A 19,684-nucleotide genomic window follows, 5' to 3' on the forward strand; every position below is an offset into this window, starting at 1 on the left:
CCCGCGCCGACACCAACTCCGGCGCCAACTCCGACACCACCGACGCCCGCGCCGACACCAACTCCGGCGCCAACTCCGACACCACCGACGCCCGCGCCGACACCAACTCCGGCGCCAACTCCAATTCCGACTGAGACTCCGACGCCCGCGCCCACTCCGACGCCTGCGCCGACTCCGGCGCCCACTCCGACGCCCGCGCCCACTCCGACGCCTGCGCCGACTCCAATTCCGACACCGACTCCAGCGCCAACTCCGACGCCCGCACCCATTCCAATTCCGACACCACCGACGCCCGCGCCAACTCCGACGCCCGCGCCCACTCCAACTCCTGACACAGATGATTGCCTGCTGGATGACCTCAACGCCCCGCAACTCGACGCTGCTGCCATCACCGCGAACCCCGTCCAACAAACTCTCAACGGCGGTGAAGGTTCCGATTTCATCATGGGCGGCGGCATCAATGAGTCAATTAACGGGCTTGCTGGTAACGACACTCTTTACGGCATGGGTGGCAATGACAATATTGACGGCGGTGCAGATAACGACTCGCTTTTCGGCAATGAAGGCAGCGATTTCATCTCTGGTGGCGCTGGCAACGATACCATCTACGGCGGCAAAGATAATGACACTGTTGTTGGCGGTGATGGCAGCGATTTTCTAAGAGGAGATATCGGCAATGATACTGTTGTCGGCGGCGGTGACAACGATACCATCTACGGCGGCAAAGATGACGATATCTTGCTGGGCGAAGATGGCGACGACTACATTTTAGGCAACTTAGGAAATGACACACTTAATGCTGGAAACGGCAACGATATTGCGTTTGGCAATGAAGGTGCAGACCTAATTTTCGGTCAACAGGGAAATGACACGCTTTACGGTGGCAAAGAAAACGACAGTCTCGATGGCGGTGAGGGCAACGACTTGCTGTTCGGCGGCAATGAAAACGATGTGCTATGCGGCGACATCGGTAACGATACTATGTACGGTGGCAAAGGCAATGATATTTTCAGTGGCGGTGCTGGTAGCGATTTCCTTTCCGGCGATCTTGGGGATGATACTTTGACAGGCGGTTCGGGAAATGATGTATTTTTCCTAAATCAAAGTTTGGGTAGCGATATCATTACCGATTTCCACAAGGGAGAAGATTTAATTGGGTTGAATCCTGGTTTGAGTTTCAATCAACTCAGCATCACTTCTAGCAACAATCAGACTTTGATTAGCGTCACGGACACCAATCAATTGTTAGCTAAGCTTAACGGTGTTACCCCCGGTATTCTCACCGCTAGCGATTTCACTCAGGTAACAATCTAACTGCCTGTGGTAGGGTGCGCCATAAGCACCTTACTACCAGCGCAACATCGGGTAGGGTGCGCTATAAGCACCGCCCGATAAAGCACGCTTTCTCAATAAGTAAATTTCGGATTGTTTTAATTTTTTAGCCAGGGGCGAACAAGTTAAATTCACAAAGTTTTGATGTGGGTTTCCTGGTTTTCTGTAAGGCGAATGTATCAGGTACTAGCCAGATCAATTCTAAGGCATTCGGAACCATAGATATCTTTTCTGAATTTACCAGGACTAAGGTTCCAAAATGCTATGATGCGCTACTTGTATCGGTGTGCGCCTTCCAAACCTGCAATATAGAGGTTCTACGTTCAGGGATATTTACATTACATCTTCTGAGGTTAATAGCTAGAAAACTCGCAATCGTTACACAGCAAAACATGATTATGGATACAAGTCTCGGATTTCATGCAGGCAGAAAAGTACAAAAAAATCCCCCCTAAAATTTAATCTCACAGATTTCTAATTGTGGTTTTAATTCTGTCGGCTAGCTACTGCATTTTTAGCCTTCTGCTTTCAAGGTGAATCTACCAGCAAATAGCAAACATTCTCATAGGGTATGCGAAATGAACTCAACTTTTGCCAGTATTGATTCACAATCTGTAATCCGCAATTCTCGTTCTAAATCTATTGTCTTCCTTGATTCCGACTTAGATGACTATCAAACTCTTGCGGGTGGCGTGCTTCCCGGCGCAGAGATCATCATTTTAGATAAAAATGGCAACGGAGTCGAGCAAATTACTGCGAAACTGCAAACAATTTATGCTGCGGGAGAAACTGTAGACCAAGTTCACATTTTTTCTCACGGCAATTCTGGCAGCTTGCAGCTAGGGTCTACGACGTTGAATTCGGATAATTTACCGCAATATGAAAGCCAGTTGCAAGGGTGGCGAAATGCACTTAGCGACAAAGCAGATATTGTGCTTTATGGTTGCGATGTTGCTGCGGGTTCGGGAAGCGATTTTGTCGATCGCCTAGGCGAGTTAACCGGGGCTGATATTGCGGCATCTACCGATCGCACGGGTCGCGGTGGTAACTGGAATTTGGAGTTTGCCAAAGGGGATATTGAAGCACCGATAGCCTTGACTCCAGAGGCAATGGCGGATTATCAAGGGGCTTTAAAGACTATTACCGTTACTAACACTAATGATAGCGGGCCCGGTTCATTGAGAAGTGCGATCGCCACGGCTGTTGCCGGCGATACCATTCAATTTGCCTCCACTCTTGCCAGCCAAACAATTACTCTCTCGAACGGTCAACTTGTCCTCAACAAAAACTTGACAATTGATGCAATTGGTGCAGCTAATTTAACCATCAGCGGCAACAATGCTTCGCGGGTTATCCTCACTGAAGGTTCAACCAATGTTACTCTAAAAAACCTGATTGTTGCCAACGGCAAAGTTTCTGGTACTGATCCGAATAATCAGACAACTAGCGCCGGTGGTGGTATTCAAACAGGAGGTAGCAGCACTTTAACTTTAGAAAATTGCCAAGTCAATAATAATGTTGCCGGTTTTGGTGGTGGCATTTACACGGGTTTCCGCAGCACGACGACTGTAATTAACAGCAAGTTTAGCGGCAATGACGGTTCGCTAGCAGATAATACCGAACGCGGTGGCGGGGCGATCGCCACTAAAAGCGGCGGTTCTCTGACTATCAAAGATAGCGAATTTACCAACAACATAGGTAGCATAGGCGGGGCTGTGAATAACTTGTTGGGCAGTCTGACAATTGAAAACTCTAAATTCATCGGCAACCGCACAAATAAAGACGTTGGCGGGGCAGTTTACGTCGATGGTGCTAACGCTTCAGGCCCCAATGCAACTCCGGGCCCTATTCCCGGAAATATCATCATCCGTGGCAGCACTTTCGACGGCAATACTGGGACAAAAGAAGGTGGTGCAGCCTTTATATTTGGTTATAACCAAGATAAAGTGATCTTAGAAAATAGCACTTTTATTAACAACAAGGCTGTAAAAAATGCAGCAGGTCAAGGAGGTTCAGGCGGCGCAATACGTCATGGTAATGCCGAATTGACAGTGACAAACTGCACCTTTGCCAACAACACAGCCGATGAGAACGGCGGCGGCTTGTGGGTTGGAGAAAACGGCAATGTCAGCATTGTAAATAGTACATTTTCCGGCAACAGGGCGGATAAACAGGGCGGAGGAATACTTGTCGGCAACAGAGATTCCTTTTCGACTAACATCGTCAATTCGACTTTTGCTAAGAATACCGCTGGTGGGTATGGAGGAGGTATTACGACTTTTGGAAATCAGCCAATTACTCTCAAAAATTCGATTTTTGATAGCAATACGGCCGGTAATCCTTTTAACGTTAAGCAGCAAACCTCACGAGCATTTATCGACGGCGGAAATAATCTACAATTTCCTGCTAAACTGACGACGACCGATCCTAATGACAATAATGCGACGGCAAATGTGAAGATCGCCGATCCGAAACTCGGTTCTTTGCAAAATATTAACGGCGCTTTCGTGCTGCCGCTGCTAGCAGGAAGTCCTGCCATTGATACCGGTACTGGTGCGGGCGCGCCGGCTGCGGATCAGCGCGGTGTGAGCCGCCCTCAAGATGGTGATAATAATGGAAGTGCGATCGTTGATATCGGCGCTTTTGAATTCACCACTACAGTCACGCCGACTCCGACACCGGCACCGACTCCGACGCCCACAACGGCACCGACTCCGACTCCAACTCCGACACCCGCCCCGACTCCGACTCCGACACCCGCCCCGACTCCGACTCCGACACCGGCACCGACTCCGACTCAGACACCGGCACCGACTCCGACACCCGCCCCGACTCCGACTCAGACACCGGCACCGACTCCAACTCCGACACCGGCACCGACTCCAACTCCGACACCGGCACCGACTCCGACGCCCACAACGGCACCGACTCCGACGCCCACAACGGACACAGATGATTGCCTGTGCGATGGCCTCAACGCCCCGCAACTCGACTCTGCCACCATTACTCCCAACCCCGTCCAACAAACTCTCAACGGCGGTAACGATGGCGATTTCATCATGAGCAGCGGGATCAACGAGTCGATTAACGGACTTGCCGGCAACGATACTCTCTACGGTATGGGCGGCAATGACAACATTGACGGCGGTGCAGATAACGACTCACTCTTCGGCAATGAAGGCAGCGATTTCATCTCTGGCGACGCTGGCAACGATACCATCTACGCTGGCAAAGATAATGACACTGTTGTTGGCGGAGATGGCGAGGACTTTTTGAGGGGAGATATCGGCAATGATACTGTTGCCGGCGGCGGTGGCAACGACACCATTTTTGGCGGTAAAGATGACGATATCTTGCTCGGTGAAGATGGCGACGACTACATTTTAGGCAACTTAGGAAATGACACAATTAATGCTGGAAACGGCAACGATATTGCGTTTGGCAATGAAGGTGCAGACCTGATTTTCGGTCAACAGGGAAATGACACGCTTTACGCGGGCGAAGAAAGCGACAGTCTCTGCGGCGGCGACGGTAACGACTGGCTATTTGGTAACAATGGTTCGGATGTTTTAGACGGTTGTCTCGGCAACGATACCATGTACGGTGGTAATGGTAATGATATCCTCAGCGGCGGTGCTGGTTCCGATTCCCTCAGCGGCGATCTTGGGGATGATACTTTGACAGGCGGTTCGGGAAATGATGTATTTTTCCTAAATCAAAGTTTGGGTAGCGACATTATTAGTGATTTCCGCAAAGGTGAGGATTTAATTGGGTTGAATCCTGGTTTGAGTTTCAATCAACTCAGTATTACTTCCAGCAACAATCAGACTTTGATTAGTGTGACGGACACCAATCAATTGTTAGCTAAGCTTAACGGTATTACGTCCGGTATTCTCACAGCTAGCGATTTCATTAGTCTGTAGTTATTATACTAATACCAATTCGCTATGAAGATACACGCTCATGAGGCTGATCTCTCTCTGGTTGCAACTATATCCTTAGCGTTAGATAAAGTGCAGCTTCATAGTAAATTGGTATAAATCCGGTTTGTCTATACCCTCAATCATTCTGCGTATCCTTCGGCGGTTGAAACCGCTACTAAACCAAGGAAGTCCGCCTCAGCAGACTGAAAGATAAAGGGAGTAGTTAAGCCGGATTTAGTATTATACCATATTTCAATAAAAAGTAGCCAATCATGATAAATATCCTCTAATCTTCTGATGCTCTAGCCCACACTTATTAATCTATTATTCCTAATAAAGCGGACTTGATATTATTCCGTTTTAATACGATCGCACAAATGTCTGTCTTCCTCCTTCACATCGGCATTGGTTCGCAGATAATCTCGCACCCAGTCGCATCCATACTGGAGGAAATCAAGCTGGAAAATTCGCTCTAAATTCCACAAAATTGCTGTTCTATCCTGACCCGCTGAGGCGATGAACTTCCCATCAGGGCTAAAGGTAACTCCGAACACCCCATCGCTATGTCCCTTGAAGGTTTCAAGCTCTTTACCATCGTAGCTCCAAAGTTTAACTGTACCGTCAAAACTGGCTGAGGCGATCGCTTTACCATCAGGGCTAAATGCGACTCCAAACACCCCATTACTGTGTCCTTTCAAGGCTCGGATTTCTGTACCGTCGCGCCGCCAAAGTCTCACCATTCTATCCATACCTGCTGAAGCGATCGTCTTGCCATCAGGGCTAAATGCCACTCCAGCCACCTGACGGCGATGGCTGGTTAAGGTGTGTAGAAGCTTGTAGCTGGGCTTTCCAGAGGCGATCGCATTATCCCACTGCCAAAGTTTGACTCTGCCGTCCACACTCGCTGAAGCAATCATCTCTCCATCAGGGCTAAAAGCAACTCCATTAATGTGATCGGTATGTCCTTTGAGAGTTGCCAATTCAGTACCGTCAATCCTCCAGACTTTGAGCGTTCTGTCCTCACCCGCCGAGACGAGTGACTGTCCATCTGGATGGAAATCAACAGCGAAGACTCTACCCCGATGTCCGGTAAAAGTGTGGAGTAAGGTTCCATCCAGTCGCCACAACCGAACCGTGCTGTCATAACCGCCTGTAGCAATGGTGTCTCCGTTTGGGCTGAAATCTACTCCGAAAACTTTATCAGTTTGTTTAGGGAAGGTACGAATTAAGCTACCATCAAGCCGCCAAAGTTTAACGGTATTATCGCGACTGGCGGTGGCAATTGTCTTACCATCCGGACTAAATTTTACGGTGTAAATTGATGCTTGATGTCCGTTAAGAGTCCGGAGCAAACTGTCCTCAAACTTCCAGAGCGCGATCGGGCCATCCCAACTGGATGAGGCGAGGATTTGCCCGTCAGGACTCCAAGCCACTCCAGAGACGACATCCTTGGCGGCTGGAAGGGTTTTTACGAGAGTCCCGTCAAGCTTCCAAAGTTTGACTGTTCTATCAAGACTTGCCGAGGCGATGAGATTTCCTTGAGGGTTAAAAGCGATTTTGCCTACTGCATCGCTGTGTTCAGTTAGGGTTTGGACTAACGTGCCGTCAAGCTGCCAAAGTTTGACTGTTTTATCCCAACTTGCCGAGGCGATGAGATTTCCTTGAGGGCTGAAGGCAACATCCTTAACTCTATCCGTATGTCCGGTGAGGGTTCTTATTAGTTTACCGTCTGTACTCCAGAGTTTAATTGTTTTATCTTTAGAAGCAGATGCAATGGTTTGACTGTCAGGGCTAAAGGCAACGCTGTCAACTTCATCTTTATGTCCGGTGATAGTTCTCAGCGGTTTGCCGTCTGTACTCCAGAGTTTAATTGTTTTATCTTTAGAAGCGGAAGCAATAGTCTGACCGTCAGGTGCTATCGCGACTTTTGTAACATCATTGGTATGTCCTTTTAAGGTTTGCCATAAGGTATACGTTGGCTTTTCGTTGGGTAACTTTGTATTGTTTCTGCGCCAAAGTTTGACTGTCTTATCCCCAGAACCAGAAACAATTAGATCTCCTCTGGAGCTAAATACGACATCCCAAACCGTATTATTGTGCCCTTGAAGTGTTGCCAACTTTGTACCGTCTTTTTTCCAAATATCGATGGTTTTGTCGGCCGAAGCTGAGGCAATGAGTTCGCCATCAAAGCTGAAAGTGACATCATTAACCACATTATCATGCCCCAATAAATGGTTATACTCAACAGCTCCATAAACAGCCTGATGGAGAGATTCCTTAACAGATTTCTCGATCTCGGCCTCTGCAACACCCAACTTTTGCAATCGTCGTTTTGCTGTGATGGCTTGTACTAATGCGTCTAACTTTTGATTTGAGGCGAATAGCGCTTCGGAAGATTTGGCGATCGCTTTGATTTCGCTTACAGCAGTTTGGCGATACTGAAAATAAACCGCTAGCCCCAATACACAGGCTAGAATTAATGCCATACTTACTACAACCAGCAAAAACCTTTGCCGCCTGGAACTTTTTTTCTCTAGCGCTAATCTTTTTTGTTCCTCTGTTAGTCTGGCTTCAACTTCTTTGGCCCGTGCTGCTTCTAGTGCTTGCTGCACTTCTTTTCTGTCAGACTCTTGGCTGGCTCCTAAAAATTGATAATCCAAATCACTCAAGCTTTTTCCTTGTAACCAAGTTTGAGCATCTTTGAGAGCTTGTCCGCGTAAGAGTCGCGATTCATCCGTTTGTTTTGAAGCAATCCAAGCATTGAAAGTTTGAGAGTAAGGACGCAAATAACCGAGTTTTGTTTCTACCCATTCCAGGTTAAATACTTGTTGATAAATAGGGTTTCTTACCTGCCAAAAACCTTGCTTTTTCACCACTAAACCAGACAGCAATAGTTCTACCTGTTCTGATGAGTCATCGGTTGGCACTTCTACTCCTTGTAAGATTTGCTGATAGATACCCAACAATCTCCCAGTCTTTTGTCCATTGTGCAGGATGCGATCGCGGATCGTCCGCAAATGTTCTGGCTCATCTTGGGATTCCCATTTATTGATTATCTTTTCTCTAACCACCGACTCAACAAAAAATCCCTCTGTCCCCGGTGGTACGATCAAAGTGCCGCTTTCGGATTCTGCTGCTACTTTTACGACTAACAGACATAGTTTTTGGGTCAGAAATGGCTGTCCGCCCGTCCAACTCAATATTTCTTTAATTACTGCTTGGGCATTAGTGATAATAGTTTCTAATCCCTTCCCTAATGGCTGGGATTCTGATAATTTAAAACCCTGCAAATCTATGGCATGACCAATATTAAAAGGTGTTCGTTTTTTATCGACAATTAAATCGCTGGGTGTGGCAACTCCAAAAATTGCAAAACAAATGCGATTATATTCTGGATTAATCGCTCGTTGATTATAACAAAATCTGATTAAAGCGAAAAAATCATCAACTGGAAAACCCAAACTTAAAATACTATCAATTTCATCGACTAATATAAAAAATCGCTGCTCCGGAAATTTCCCCAATAATATCTCTTCGATAAATTGACTCAATCTTTGCATGAGGGAAATTTCTTCTTGTTCTTTCCACCATATTTTCAAATTAACTTTCTCTACAAGATTGAAACCGCGCCACAAATCGGCTGCCATTCCTTTATACCACTGTAAAGGGGTGATATTTTCGCTACCAATATGGGTCATGTCAATGGTGCTACATTGAAAACCTTCTGCTTGCAGTCGATGTTGAGTGCGGACTAATAAGGAAGATTTACCCATTTGTCGCGAGTTGAGGATGTAACAAAATTCTCCAGCTTTTAAGGCTTCATAAAGTTCGACATCTGCTTGTCGTTGGACATAGGTAGGTGCATCACTAGCGAGACTGCCACCAATTTGGTATGTAACCTTGGTCATGCCGTTTATGGGTTAATTTAACTGTAAGTATCTAGTGAGTTTATTGAGAGGCGAGGATGTGGTGCGACCGCTTCATTCTAGGATAACTTACGCAAATAAAATCTCAAACCTCGCTCTAAATAAAGTTAGGCGAACCAAAATATAGGCGGTACAACTCGCAGCTTAGCGTACAGCGGTTGTTATCGATATGAATCAGCCCCATACTAACTAATTTACAAGCTACTATCGGATCTAATTCCACGCCACGCTCAGATTTTACCACTTGTTTAAGTGCAATTGCGAGTTCGGGTTCTTCTTGCACTGTCACCCAAAAATTTCGCAAGTAATCTTTATAAATTCCTCCTATTGTGGGAGCTTCTTGTAGTAGCTGATCTAGCGTTACACTATTTTGACAAAGGTGGTAAAAAGCCAGCCGCACCAGATAAGGATGTCCCCCCACCATTGCCATCAGTCGCTCGGCATCGGGGCTATCTTTCCAATCCAGTCCGTGACGCTGCGCTAAAGCAAGTATCTGCTCTTCTGTAAAATAGGGCAATTGCAGGGGCAAACCGATATTAAAAGGCGATTGAGTGAGCTTTAAAGGAATATAATTTTCTGTGGAGTGAAGGACGATTAACCGCAGTTTTTCCAAGGTTTTAATCCGCTTTGCTTCTTCATGCCAGCTTCGCAGCAGCGGCAAAAATTCTCTGGCAATTTTTGGATACTCAAAAATTCTATTGACTTCATTTAAAGCTAAGACAAGGGGCATTTTTATTTCTGCTAATACATATTGTTGCAAATAGATGGTGCAGCTTACTTTGCTACCCATATCTTCATCCCAATAATCATCTAATAGAGGTGGCAATTTTAGGTGACGGCTGATGTTGGCACAAAACCACCGTAAAAATTTATCTAGGTTGTCTAAAACAGATTCCTCGGCTTGCTGAAAATCCAAACTTACAGTTCGGTAGCCAAGAGAATTAGCGCGATCTAAAATCCGTAGTAGGAGGGAACTTTTACCCATCTTCCTGGGAGCTTTAATCCGCAGAACACTTCCAGGTTTGGCAATCTCTTGATACGCGAGTTCTTCAATTAGCAGGTGAGGGATATAAAATGGCGAACCGAGGGGTACGGGAGAGCCGGGATATTCTAAAGGTTTTGCTAGACATTGGGTGCGGGTGAATTGTTGAATTAATTCTAGTTCATCTACCGTCAGGGAACGCAATTCTAGAGAGGAGCGAAAATTTGATTTGCTAATAGGTTTCTGCAAGATTTCAGAGACAGATTGCCACAAGCCGGAGGCGATATTTCTCAGGTAATGCTCTCCGTAATGAGAGGCAGATGCGATGCTTGTATAAGTCTTTCCTTCCCAAACTTGGCGGAGTATGATTTCTTGTACGGGATGTAAATCTTTTTGCAATCGGGCACGAGTTAGCTGTAGTACCTCATCTATCGTCATAATTTGCAATTATCCCGTGAGTGTATCGTTGATATTATCACTTATAATTGACTGTAAAGCCGATCGCGATCGGCTATTTGATAGCTACGCCAGCCTATGGCGATATTTGTCAGGGGATCACAGGTCAAATCTGTTAAATCTCCCCGCAGCAAACTAATCTCAATAAAGGATTCACTGGTCACTGAGTGGCATAACCCAATTTCAAGAGGCACTGGCGGGGTTCCCTTTCAGGTAGCAACGCTCAGTTTTTCTCCCTCGTTGGCCAAAATGTCATGCAGGTGTCACAGTTGGCCCTGAAGCCACCATTAAAGATGTGACAGTTGACCTTGGTAAAGCTGAGTAGATTGATGTTAACTTAATTAAATAGTTTCCTATCGCTGCATCTACTCATCACAAGTGTTAAGTCCCAAAGCCTAATTATTCTTTTTGTACCAGCAGGTTTTTAACTTGACCTGTACCCCATCTCTAAAATATTAGCAATTAACCGAGTTGATTAGATGCCAATGGTTCATGAAATGTTTTCAAATTATTTTATTCCTCACGGTCATTGCTACTTGTGGAAGCCGGGATTAGTGGGGCTACACATTTTGTCCGATGGTTTGATAGCAGTCGCTTATTTTTTGATACCGATCACGCTGATTTATATTGTCAAAAAGCGGCAAGACGTGCCTTTTGACTGGGTTTTTATGTTGTTTGGCTCTTTTATAGTCTGCTGCGGGATTACCCATATTATGGAAATATGGACGCTGTGGCATCCTAATTATTGGTTCTCTGGTTTTCTTAAAGGGATTACAGCGCTGATTTCGCTATCTACAGCAGCAGTGCTGGTGGAACTAATCCCAAAAATCTTGGCTATCCCCAGCCCGAATCAATTGGCGACGGCAAATTTGGCTTTACACAAAGAGATTGGCGATCGCAAACAAGCTCAGGAAGCACTCTCAGAATTAATGCTGGAACTGGAAAAACGGGTTCTGGAGAGGACGCTGGCTTTAGAATCCACCAATGAACTTTTGCTACAAGAAAATCGCGATCGCTCCTTGGCTGAAAATTCATTGCGACACTCGGAGGCGAAACTACTCGAACAAACTCAGCAGCTAGAGAACACTCTGCAACAACTTAAAGGCACCCAAGCTCAACTCGTGCAAACTGAAAAAATGTCTTCTTTGGGGCAAATGGTAGCTGGGGTTGCTCACGAAATCAATAACCCTGTTAACTTCATTTATGGCAATCTCATTCCGGCGGAGGAATACATTAAAGATATTTTGGCAGTGATTAAGGCTTATCAAGTTTATTACCCCACTCCTGCGCCGGAAATTGCAGACAAGATTCACACTATCGAACTCGATTTTATTTTAAAAGACTTGCAAAAACTTTTTGGTTCAATCAAAATTGGAGCAGAGCGGATTAGGGAGATTGTTAAATCTTTACGAACTTTCTCCCGGTTAGACGAAGCCGAAATGAAAAAGGTAAATATTCATGAAGGAATCGATAGCACTTTAATGATTTTGCAGCACCGCTTGAAAGAACAACCAAACCGTCCGCCGATTCAAGTGATTAAAGAGTATGGAGATTTGCCACTATTAGAATGCTACGCTGGGCAGCTTAACCAAGTATTTATGAATATTTGTTCTAATGCTATTGATGCTTTAGAACAGATTGTACACCAGGGATATTCCACCAACGGCTATTGGGAAAATAATCTCTCTGACAACTTACAAAACGCCCATTGCCCACTGCTAAAAATTCGCATCCGCACCCTTTTAGTTGATGGCAAGTGGGTGCAGATTCACATTGCTGATAATGGCACTGGCATAGATTATGATGCGATCGCTAAAATTTACGATCCGTTTTTTACGACGAAACCTATCGGTGCTGGTACCGGGCTGGGTTTGGCAATTTCTTATCAGATTATTCAAGCCCATGAAGGTTATTTGCGCTGCACTTCCGAGGTGGGAAGAGGTACTGAGTTTATCATTGAAATTCCTTTGCGATCGCAATTGGGCGAGGGTCAATTAGTGCAGAAGCAAGCTGTTATGAACAAGCTGGGGTGAGGCGTTAATAAATAATGCTGAATCTAGCTACACTTTTCGGTTTCTTTTATTGCCTAACTTAGGCATCATCAAATCCATATTATCTGCCAATAACAAGTATTATGTGGGAAGCACTCAAAAATATCTTTTCTCCAACTCAGTATATGCCTCACGGTCATTGCTATCTTTGGCAAACGCCTTTAGTGTGGCTGCACGTAACTGGGGACTTTTTAATCGCGATCGCCTACTATTCAATTCCGGCGATGCTAATTTATTTTATCTTGAAGCGGCGCGATGTTCCTTTTTTAGGAATATTTGCTTTATTTGGTGCATTTATTGTTCTCTGCGGCACGGGTCACTTGCTAGACATTTGGACTTTGTGGCATTCCGCTTATTGGCTGTCGGGGATTGAAAAAGGAATTACTGCACTTGTTTCCTGCTACACCGCCGGCTCGATGGTAACACTATTGCCCCAGTTTTTATCTTTAAAAACCCCCCAAGAATTAGAGGTCATAAATCGCCAGTTGCAAAGTGAGATTACTGTGCGTGAAGATGCAGAGTTAGCGTTGCGCCATGCTTATGATGACTTAGAAATTAAAGTTCAAGAACGCACCGCAGAATTGAGAGAAATTAATGGTTATTTAGAAGCAGAAATTAGAGAGAGAATAGCCGCTGAATCGGCTTTACGCGAACGAGAAATGAGGCTGACAGAACAACAAAATGGTTTGCTAGAATTAGCAAAAAATTCTAGTATCTACGAGGGAAATATCTGCGAGGCGTTGAGAGAGATTACACAAATGGCAACCCGTACTCTGAATGTCGCGCGGGCAAGTATCTGGTTTTATCAGGAAGATAGATCCGCAATGTGCTGTGCGGATATTTACGAACTGACTCCCAATCAACACAGCGCCGGTGCAGAACTGAAAGTTGCTGACTATCCTAGCTATTTCCAAGCTGTGAATACACAACAGGCGATCGCAGCAGTTGATGCAACAACCGATCCGCGCACGCGAGAATTTAGCGAATCTTATTTGATGCCTTTAAAAATATCGTCCATGCTAGATGTTCCTATTACCCATAAAGGGCAAATTGCGGGTGTAATTTGTTTAGAACATCAGGGAACGACCAGGAATTGGACGCTCGACGAACAAAGCTTCGCTAGCTATGTGGCGCAGATCGCAGCTTTAGCAATGGAAGCTCGCGATCGCAAGCAAGCCGAGTTAAACTTGCGATCTGTCACCCAACGCTTGCAATATTTGTTGGCGACTACCCCGGCGGTGATTTTTAGCTGCAAATTAGGGGGAAATTTTGACGTAACATTTGTCAGCGATAATATTGTTTCAATGATTGGTTACGAAGCCAGAGAATTTCTTGATGGTTCCCTTGATTGGCATAGCCTCATTCACCCAGACGATCGAGAAAATGTTGTAACTGCATTCGCTCAGATATTGGAAAAAGAATCGATTTCCTACGAATACCGCGAACGGCACAAAGACGGTACTTATCGCTGGATATATGATGAGCTCAAGTTAGTCAAAAATTCTGCTGGCATACCTGTGGAGTGCGTGGGTTATGGAGTAGATATTACTGCTCGCAAACAGGCGGAAGCAGCTTTGCAGCAACAAGTAAAAAGGGAGCGGCTCGTGAATTCCATTCAAGAGCGAATTCGTTCCTCTCTTAACCTAGAAGAAGTAATGACAATGGCTGTGGAAGAAGTGCGCCAGTTTTTGTCAACTGACAGGACTATTATTTACCGCTTTAACGAAGATTGGAGTGGATTGGTAGCCGTCGAGTCGGTAGCCGTCGGTACGATGCCAATTTTGGGAATTGACATTAATGACCCTTGTTTTCGAGAACGCTACGTCTCTTTTTACGAGCAGGGACACATTCGCGCGATCGACAATATTTATACGGCAGGTATTTCAGAGTGCCACATTAATTTACTAAGCGAGTTGGAAGTTAAAGCTAACCTCGTCGTTCCCCTTTTGCAAGGTAAAAAACTATGGGGGCTACTCATTGCTCATCACTGCCGCAGTCAAAGGCATTGGAACTCTTCTGAGATAGAATCTCTCAAGCAAATTTCCGTGCAGCTAACAATTGCCATCCAGCAATGCACCCTTTTTGAACAAGCAAAAACAGAAATTGCCGATCGCAAATTGGCAGAAATAGCATTACAAAAAGCTGTTGTAGCTGCTGATACAGCTAACCGCGCCAAGAGCGAATTCCTTTCTTCTATGAGCCATGAATTGCGGACTCCCCTGAATGCCATTCTCGGATTTAGTCAGGTGATGGTGCGCGATTCATCTCTCAACAATCAACACCAGCAGCACCTAGAAATTATTAATCGCGCTGGCGAACACTTGCTTTCCCTAATTAATGACATTTTGGAAATGTCTAAAATAGAAGCGGGCAGAAGTCAGCTTAATGAAAGCAGTTTTAATTTAATCCGCTTGCTAAAAACCTTAGAAGAAATGTTTCGCTTAAAAGCTAAATCTAAGAAATTGCAGCTAAATTTGGAAGTGGGTGACGGCGTACCACACTTTGTTACTGGAGATGAAGGTAAATTGCGGCAAATTTTGATTAATCTTGTAGGAAATGCCATCAAGTTTACAGAGAGGGGTAGCGTTACTTTGCGAGTGAAAAATCAGGTACAAGAAAGTTTGAGAGCTGAAACCGCAGAGTTTTCTGACACACAAGAAAGCTTAGCGGTTGAAACCGCAGCTATACAAAGAAAACCCGGATGGTGCACTGGTTTTAATCAGTCCGAAAGCTTGGCAGACGGTGATTGTGTAGACGCGAATCACCTTCACCCGGAATTGTTACGCCTTCAGTTTGAAATTGAAGATACTGGCCTTGGCATTGCCGCAGAAGAGATGAATAAGTTATTTGAACCATTTGAGCAAACAAAAACAGGTCAAAAATCTCAACAGGGGACTGGATTAGGTTTACCAATTAGCCGCAAATTTGTACAAATGATGGGAGGAGATATTACTGTCAGCAGTACACCTGAGTTGGGGAGTAAGTTTGCATTTGATATTCAAATCAGCCTTGCCCCTCTCAGCGAGATTAAAATCCTTAAACCGCAGAAAAAAGTAATTGGTTTAGCACCGAATCAGCCAGAATACCGTATTTTGGTTGTTGACGATCGCGCCGATAACTGCCTAGTCATAGAGAGATTATTGTCACCACTAGGCCTCGTCGTGCGAGAAGCTAGAGAGGGTCAAGAAGCTATTGCTGTATGGGAGGATTGGCAACCGCACCTGATCTGGATGGATATGCAGATGCCTGTAATGGATGGCTATGAAGCCACTCGAAAAATTAAAGCTCATCCTCTCGGAAAAAACACTGTAATAGTTGCTCTTACTGCGAGCGCTTTTGAAGAGGAACGACAAACTATTTTAGGAGCAGGATGCGATGATTTCATGCGTAAACCCTTCGATGCAAAGATATTATTTGCGAAAATGGAAGAACTTTTAGGAGTACGTTACATTTACGAGGAATCTGTTGATGCAACCCTAGAAAATGACAGCGAAATTAGCGGAGTGACTAGCAATCAATCGATCGAGTCACAACTCGGTCAAATGCCTCTTGAGTGGGTAGAAAAGATATCTCATGCTGCTCATGAATGTTGCGACGATAAAATTGTCAAGTTGATTGAGGAAATGCCGAGCAAATTTGCTTTATCTGCACAATATTTAACTACTTTGGTGGAGGATTTTCTATTTGACGATATTATAGAGATAGCGCAGTCAGCAGTTGCGACGAAGTAAAACTACCACTTTTCAACTAATCTAAACTTAGGAGGCTATTTTATAAAAAAAAGACCTAACATTAACCCCAATACCGTCTTCTTGCCATCTCTTTTTAGGAAGGTAAATCGGAATTTATCCTGTTGCGTTTTTTTTGAGGTAAACTTCTTAAGTGTGAATATTTTTTCTTTTGACAAACTACCGTGAGCCATCGCATGGACAGCCATCAATATCCTACAATTCAAGCCAACATTTTAGTAGTTGATGATAAGCCCGATAATGTGCGGCTTTTATCTACAATCTTGACCGAACAAGGGTATCAGGTTCGTAAAGCGCTGAACGGACAAAGGGCGCTCGCTACAGTGCAAGAGTTTCCGCCGACTCTAATTTTACTGGACGTGATGATGCCAGATATGAATGGATATGAGGTATGTGCAAAGTTGAAATCTTCACCAAAAACCAGTTCTATTCCAGTGATTTTCTTAAGCGCCTTAGATGACGTTTTAGATAAGGTGAAAGCCTTTGATGTGGGAGCAGTTGACTATATTACTAAACCTTTTCACGGTAAAGAAGTATTGGCACGAGTGGCAAATCAGTTAACTATTCAAAGTCAGCAAAAGCAACTTCAAGAGCAAACGCAGCAATTAGAAGGACTTGTCGAACGTTTGCAAAACGAAATTAAAGAGCGGCAGGGGGTGGAGCTAGCTTTACGGCTTGCTCAAACAAAGTCGGATCATTTATTGCTGAATATTTTACCTGCAGCGATTGTTGAAAATTTGAAAAAAGGTGAGGGTTCTCCGGCCCACAGGTTTGAGTCAGCAACCGTTCTTTTTGCCGATATTGTCGATTTTACGTCTCTTGCTGCTAGAATGTTACCTCTAGAATTGGTAAATTTCCTAAACCAGATTTTTTCAAGGTTTGACCAACTAACTGAAAAACACGGTTTGGAGAAAATTAAAACAATTGGAGATGCTTATATGGTAGCAGGAGGGTTGCCGGTGCCGAGGGCAGATCATGCAGAGGCGATCGCGGATATGGCTTTGGATATGCAGGATGCGATCGCTGATTTTCAAACCGACACAGGCGAACCCTTTCAAATTCGGATTGGCATTCATACAGGGCCAGTGGTTGCTGGCGTAATTGGCACTAAAAAATTCATCTATGACTTGTGGGGAGATACTGTTAATGTTGCTTCTCGGATGGAATGTCAAGGATTACCGGGGTATATTCAAGTTACTACTGATATTTATGAGCAGTTAAAAGATCGGTATGTCTTTGAGGAAAGAGGCGCGATCGCGGTTAAAGGTAAAGGAGACATGATCGCCTATTGGCTAAAGGCTAAAAAAGTTAGTTCAAGCTAATTGGTAAGTTAGATCGGAAGGAAGTTCGGCAACGGATTCGCTCCACGGATGTAAAGGAGGTCAGCAAAAAGCAATCAGCAAAAAGCAATCAGCAAAAATAAAAATTCTCTAAAATTAATGGTTTGGGTAATTAAAAAATGAAAATAATTTGCAGTTTTACCTGGCAATTTTCCCGTACTATCTCAATGCGATCGATAAACTCTCGAAAGTAAAACCTGCGTTCCGATTCCGACAAGTCCAGCCAAAATTGGGGAAGAGAAACAGTTTGAGCAGTTTCTCGCAAATTCACTGGCGGCAGTTGTGCGAGTTTGCTTTGCAGTTGGGCAATTTCTGTGCGGATTTTGTATGCTCTCAATTCTGCCGTTTCTGTGTCTAAAATGCCGCTTTCAATCAGGGCGGGAAGTTGCTCTAAGATTTGTTGTTTCGAGCAGATAGCCCCGGCAATTCCTGCTTTAATTCCATTCATATCCGGCATTTGCAGCGCGGCGACAGCATCGGGTAAATCCCGACAAATTCCGGCGATGGTTAATTGCAATACTTCATCGTAGGAAAGGCCGCTACATTTAGGCTGTTTTGGACAGTTAATCGGTCGCAAATAAAGGTATTCTTTTTCTTTGCGGTAGGAGGTGACTTTGGCAACTGTCATGGGCGATTTGCATTCTGCACAAATTGCTAAACCTGCGAGGGAACGTGGGGCGCTAGCGCTGCGAGGTGAAAGGCAGCGGTTGCGGCGCAACAACCTGTCTATTTGGGCGGCTTCTTCTCTGGAAATAATCGGGACGTGGGTGTTAGAAATTACTTGGCTGTTTTGATATTCCAAATCGCCTCGGTAGGCGGGATTTGTCAGCCAGCGGCGGCCGGTACTTACAGAGATTTTTTTGTTGTATTTTTTGGCTAAATACCGCACGGAACCTCGCAAGGAACCGTAAATTAAAAAGTGTTCAAAAAAGTCTTTGACGGTGGGGGCTGTGGTTTTATCGATCGTATAACAATCTTTGCCGCGCCGGTAGCCGTAGGGAGCCTTACCTGGTGGAATCCGGGATTTGATGCGGTTGCGGGCGTGTCCTTTGCGAATACTCCGGCTGTGTTGGCTGCGCTGGATTTCTGCGAGGATTTGCAGCAAGTTTGCTCTGTTTTCTGTTTGTTTTTCGTCTGTTACAATTAGCTGGATGCCGAGGTTTTCCAGTTGTTCTAGGTGGGCGCACACTTGCTGCACTGTGTCGCCGAGTTCTTCAAAGCGCTGAATTAACAGGTATTTGACTGGTTCTGTTTCGCAGTCTTTTAGGAGTTGTTGCAGTTGTTGTCGCCCTCCTAAGTCTTGATAGGTGCGATCGACCTCTTGGCCCCAAATTTCTGCTGCGGGCGCTGGTTCTAGCAGCGGTTCGGTGTAAGAGTAGGCGATGATTTTCATCTGTTACTCGCTGAGTTCGATGATGTTGCCGTCGGGATCTTGGGTAAATAATGCCGATCGACCTGACGCGCTCATTTGAAACGGGCAATTGTGAGCGATTAACTGTTGTTTGGCTGCCTCTAAGTTAGCAACAGAAAATGCTAGATGTCGGTTGCGTCCCCATTTGGCATAGTCTACGGCATCTGGGATAATTGTTGCAGCTAAAATTAGGTGTATCTGGAAGTCCCCGATTTGATACCAGATTCCGGGAAATTTTAAGTCTCGGTCGATTTTTTGCAGTCTTAGTACGGTGCTGTAAAAGTGTTGAGATTTTTCCAGGTTGGAGATGAGTATGGCGCTGTGGAGGGATTGGGTAATTTGCATTTTTGTTGGGATTTATTTTTTTATTTTAACCGCTGATGCAGGCAGATGAGCGCTGATGAACGCAGATTAGGTAATTTTTTATATGATAACTTTATATAGTCATTTCAAATAAATGTGAGACAGAGGCAAGATCATGATAAAATCGATAAAAATAGTTAATTAGAAAAAA

The 19,684-nt window shown here is 44.9% G+C and carries 10 protein-coding genes; 5 read left to right on the forward strand and 5 right to left on the reverse strand.

What is annotated here, in order from left to right:
* Both QUA40_RS22240 and QUA40_RS22245 read left to right on the forward strand, forming a co-directional pair.
* On the forward strand, positions 1-1,314 hold a 1,314-nt coding region (locus QUA40_RS22240; protein WP_333129846.1), incomplete at its 5' end, for a calcium-binding protein.
* Positions 1,315-1,910: 596 nt separating this feature from the next.
* Positions 1,911-5,255, forward strand: a complete 3,345-nt coding sequence (locus tag QUA40_RS22245) for a DUF4347 domain-containing protein (RefSeq protein WP_333129848.1) — start codon at positions 1,911-1,913, stop codon at positions 5,253-5,255.
* Positions 5,256-5,605: 350 nt separating this feature from the next.
* Here QUA40_RS22245 and QUA40_RS22250 read toward each other — a convergent pair whose 3' ends face one another.
* From QUA40_RS22250 to QUA40_RS22260, 3 genes are all read right to left on the reverse strand, one after another.
* Positions 5,606-9,163: a WD40 domain-containing protein gene (locus tag QUA40_RS22250; protein ID WP_333129850.1), complete on the reverse strand. Its 3,558-nt coding sequence runs from the start codon at positions 9,161-9,163 to the stop codon at positions 5,606-5,608.
* Between the two features lie 115 nt (positions 9,164-9,278).
* A complete protein-coding gene (locus QUA40_RS22255; RefSeq protein WP_333129854.1) occupies positions 9,279-10,601 on the reverse strand; it encodes an AAA-like domain-containing protein in 1,323 nt (440 codons plus the stop codon).
* A 41-nt stretch (positions 10,602-10,642) separates the two neighbouring features.
* The gene (locus QUA40_RS22260) at positions 10,643-10,783 is read right to left on the reverse strand and encodes a hypothetical protein (RefSeq protein WP_333129857.1); all 141 of its coding nucleotides are present in this window, start codon (positions 10,781-10,783) and stop codon (positions 10,643-10,645) included.
* Between the two features lie 315 nt (positions 10,784-11,098).
* Here QUA40_RS22260 and QUA40_RS22265 point away from each other — a divergent pair, with 315 nt between their 5' ends.
* From QUA40_RS22265 to QUA40_RS22275, 3 genes are all read left to right on the forward strand, one after another.
* The gene (locus QUA40_RS22265; RefSeq protein ID WP_333129859.1) at positions 11,099-12,652 is read left to right on the forward strand and encodes an ATP-binding protein; all 1,554 of its coding nucleotides are present in this window, start codon (positions 11,099-11,101) and stop codon (positions 12,650-12,652) included.
* A 101-nt stretch (positions 12,653-12,753) separates the two neighbouring features.
* Positions 12,754-16,401, forward strand: a complete 3,648-nt coding sequence (locus QUA40_RS22270; RefSeq protein ID WP_333129861.1) for a GAF domain-containing protein — start codon at positions 12,754-12,756, stop codon at positions 16,399-16,401.
* Between the two features lie 194 nt (positions 16,402-16,595).
* Positions 16,596-17,741, forward strand: coding sequence for an adenylate/guanylate cyclase domain-containing protein (locus tag QUA40_RS22275; RefSeq protein ID WP_333129863.1), 1,146 nt, complete (start codon positions 16,596-16,598; stop codon positions 17,739-17,741).
* A 130-nt stretch (positions 17,742-17,871) separates the two neighbouring features.
* On the opposite strand, the gene QUA40_RS22280 is transcribed toward QUA40_RS22275, so the two are convergent.
* Positions 17,872-19,152, reverse strand: a complete 1,281-nt coding sequence (locus tag QUA40_RS22280) for a recombinase family protein (protein WP_333129866.1) — start codon at positions 19,150-19,152, stop codon at positions 17,872-17,874.
* Between the two features lie 3 nt (positions 19,153-19,155).
* Positions 19,156-19,515 carry a VOC family protein gene (locus tag QUA40_RS22285; protein WP_333129868.1) on the reverse strand — a complete coding sequence of 120 codons (360 nt, stop codon included), beginning with the start codon at positions 19,513-19,515 and terminating at the stop codon, positions 19,156-19,158.
* Positions 19,516-19,684 lie beyond the last annotated feature (169 nt).

Source organism: Microcoleus sp. Pol11C3 (assembly GCF_036701485.1).
Taxonomy (GTDB): Bacteria; Cyanobacteriota; Cyanobacteriia; order Cyanobacteriales; family Microcoleaceae; genus Microcoleus.

Coding starts and splice junctions, on each gene's coding strand:
- QUA40_RS22285 (WP_333129868.1), bottom strand. CDS start 19,515: ATGCAAATTACCCAATCCCTCCACAGCGCCATACTCATCTCCAACCTG.
- QUA40_RS22275 (WP_333129863.1), top strand. CDS start 16,596: ATGGACAGCCATCAATATCCTACAATTCAAGCCAACATTTTAGTAGTT.
- QUA40_RS22270 (WP_333129861.1), top strand. CDS start 12,754: ATGTGGGAAGCACTCAAAAATATCTTTTCTCCAACTCAGTATATGCCT.
- QUA40_RS22280 (WP_333129866.1), bottom strand. CDS start 19,152: ATGAAAATCATCGCCTACTCTTACACCGAACCGCTGCTAGAACCAGCG.
- QUA40_RS22250 (WP_333129850.1), bottom strand. CDS start 9,163: ATGACCAAGGTTACATACCAAATTGGTGGCAGTCTCGCTAGTGATGCA.
- QUA40_RS22265 (WP_333129859.1), top strand. CDS start 11,099: ATGCCAATGGTTCATGAAATGTTTTCAAATTATTTTATTCCTCACGGT.
- QUA40_RS22255 (WP_333129854.1), bottom strand. CDS start 10,601: ATGACGATAGATGAGGTACTACAGCTAACTCGTGCCCGATTGCAAAAA.
- QUA40_RS22245 (WP_333129848.1), top strand. CDS start 1,911: ATGAACTCAACTTTTGCCAGTATTGATTCACAATCTGTAATCCGCAAT.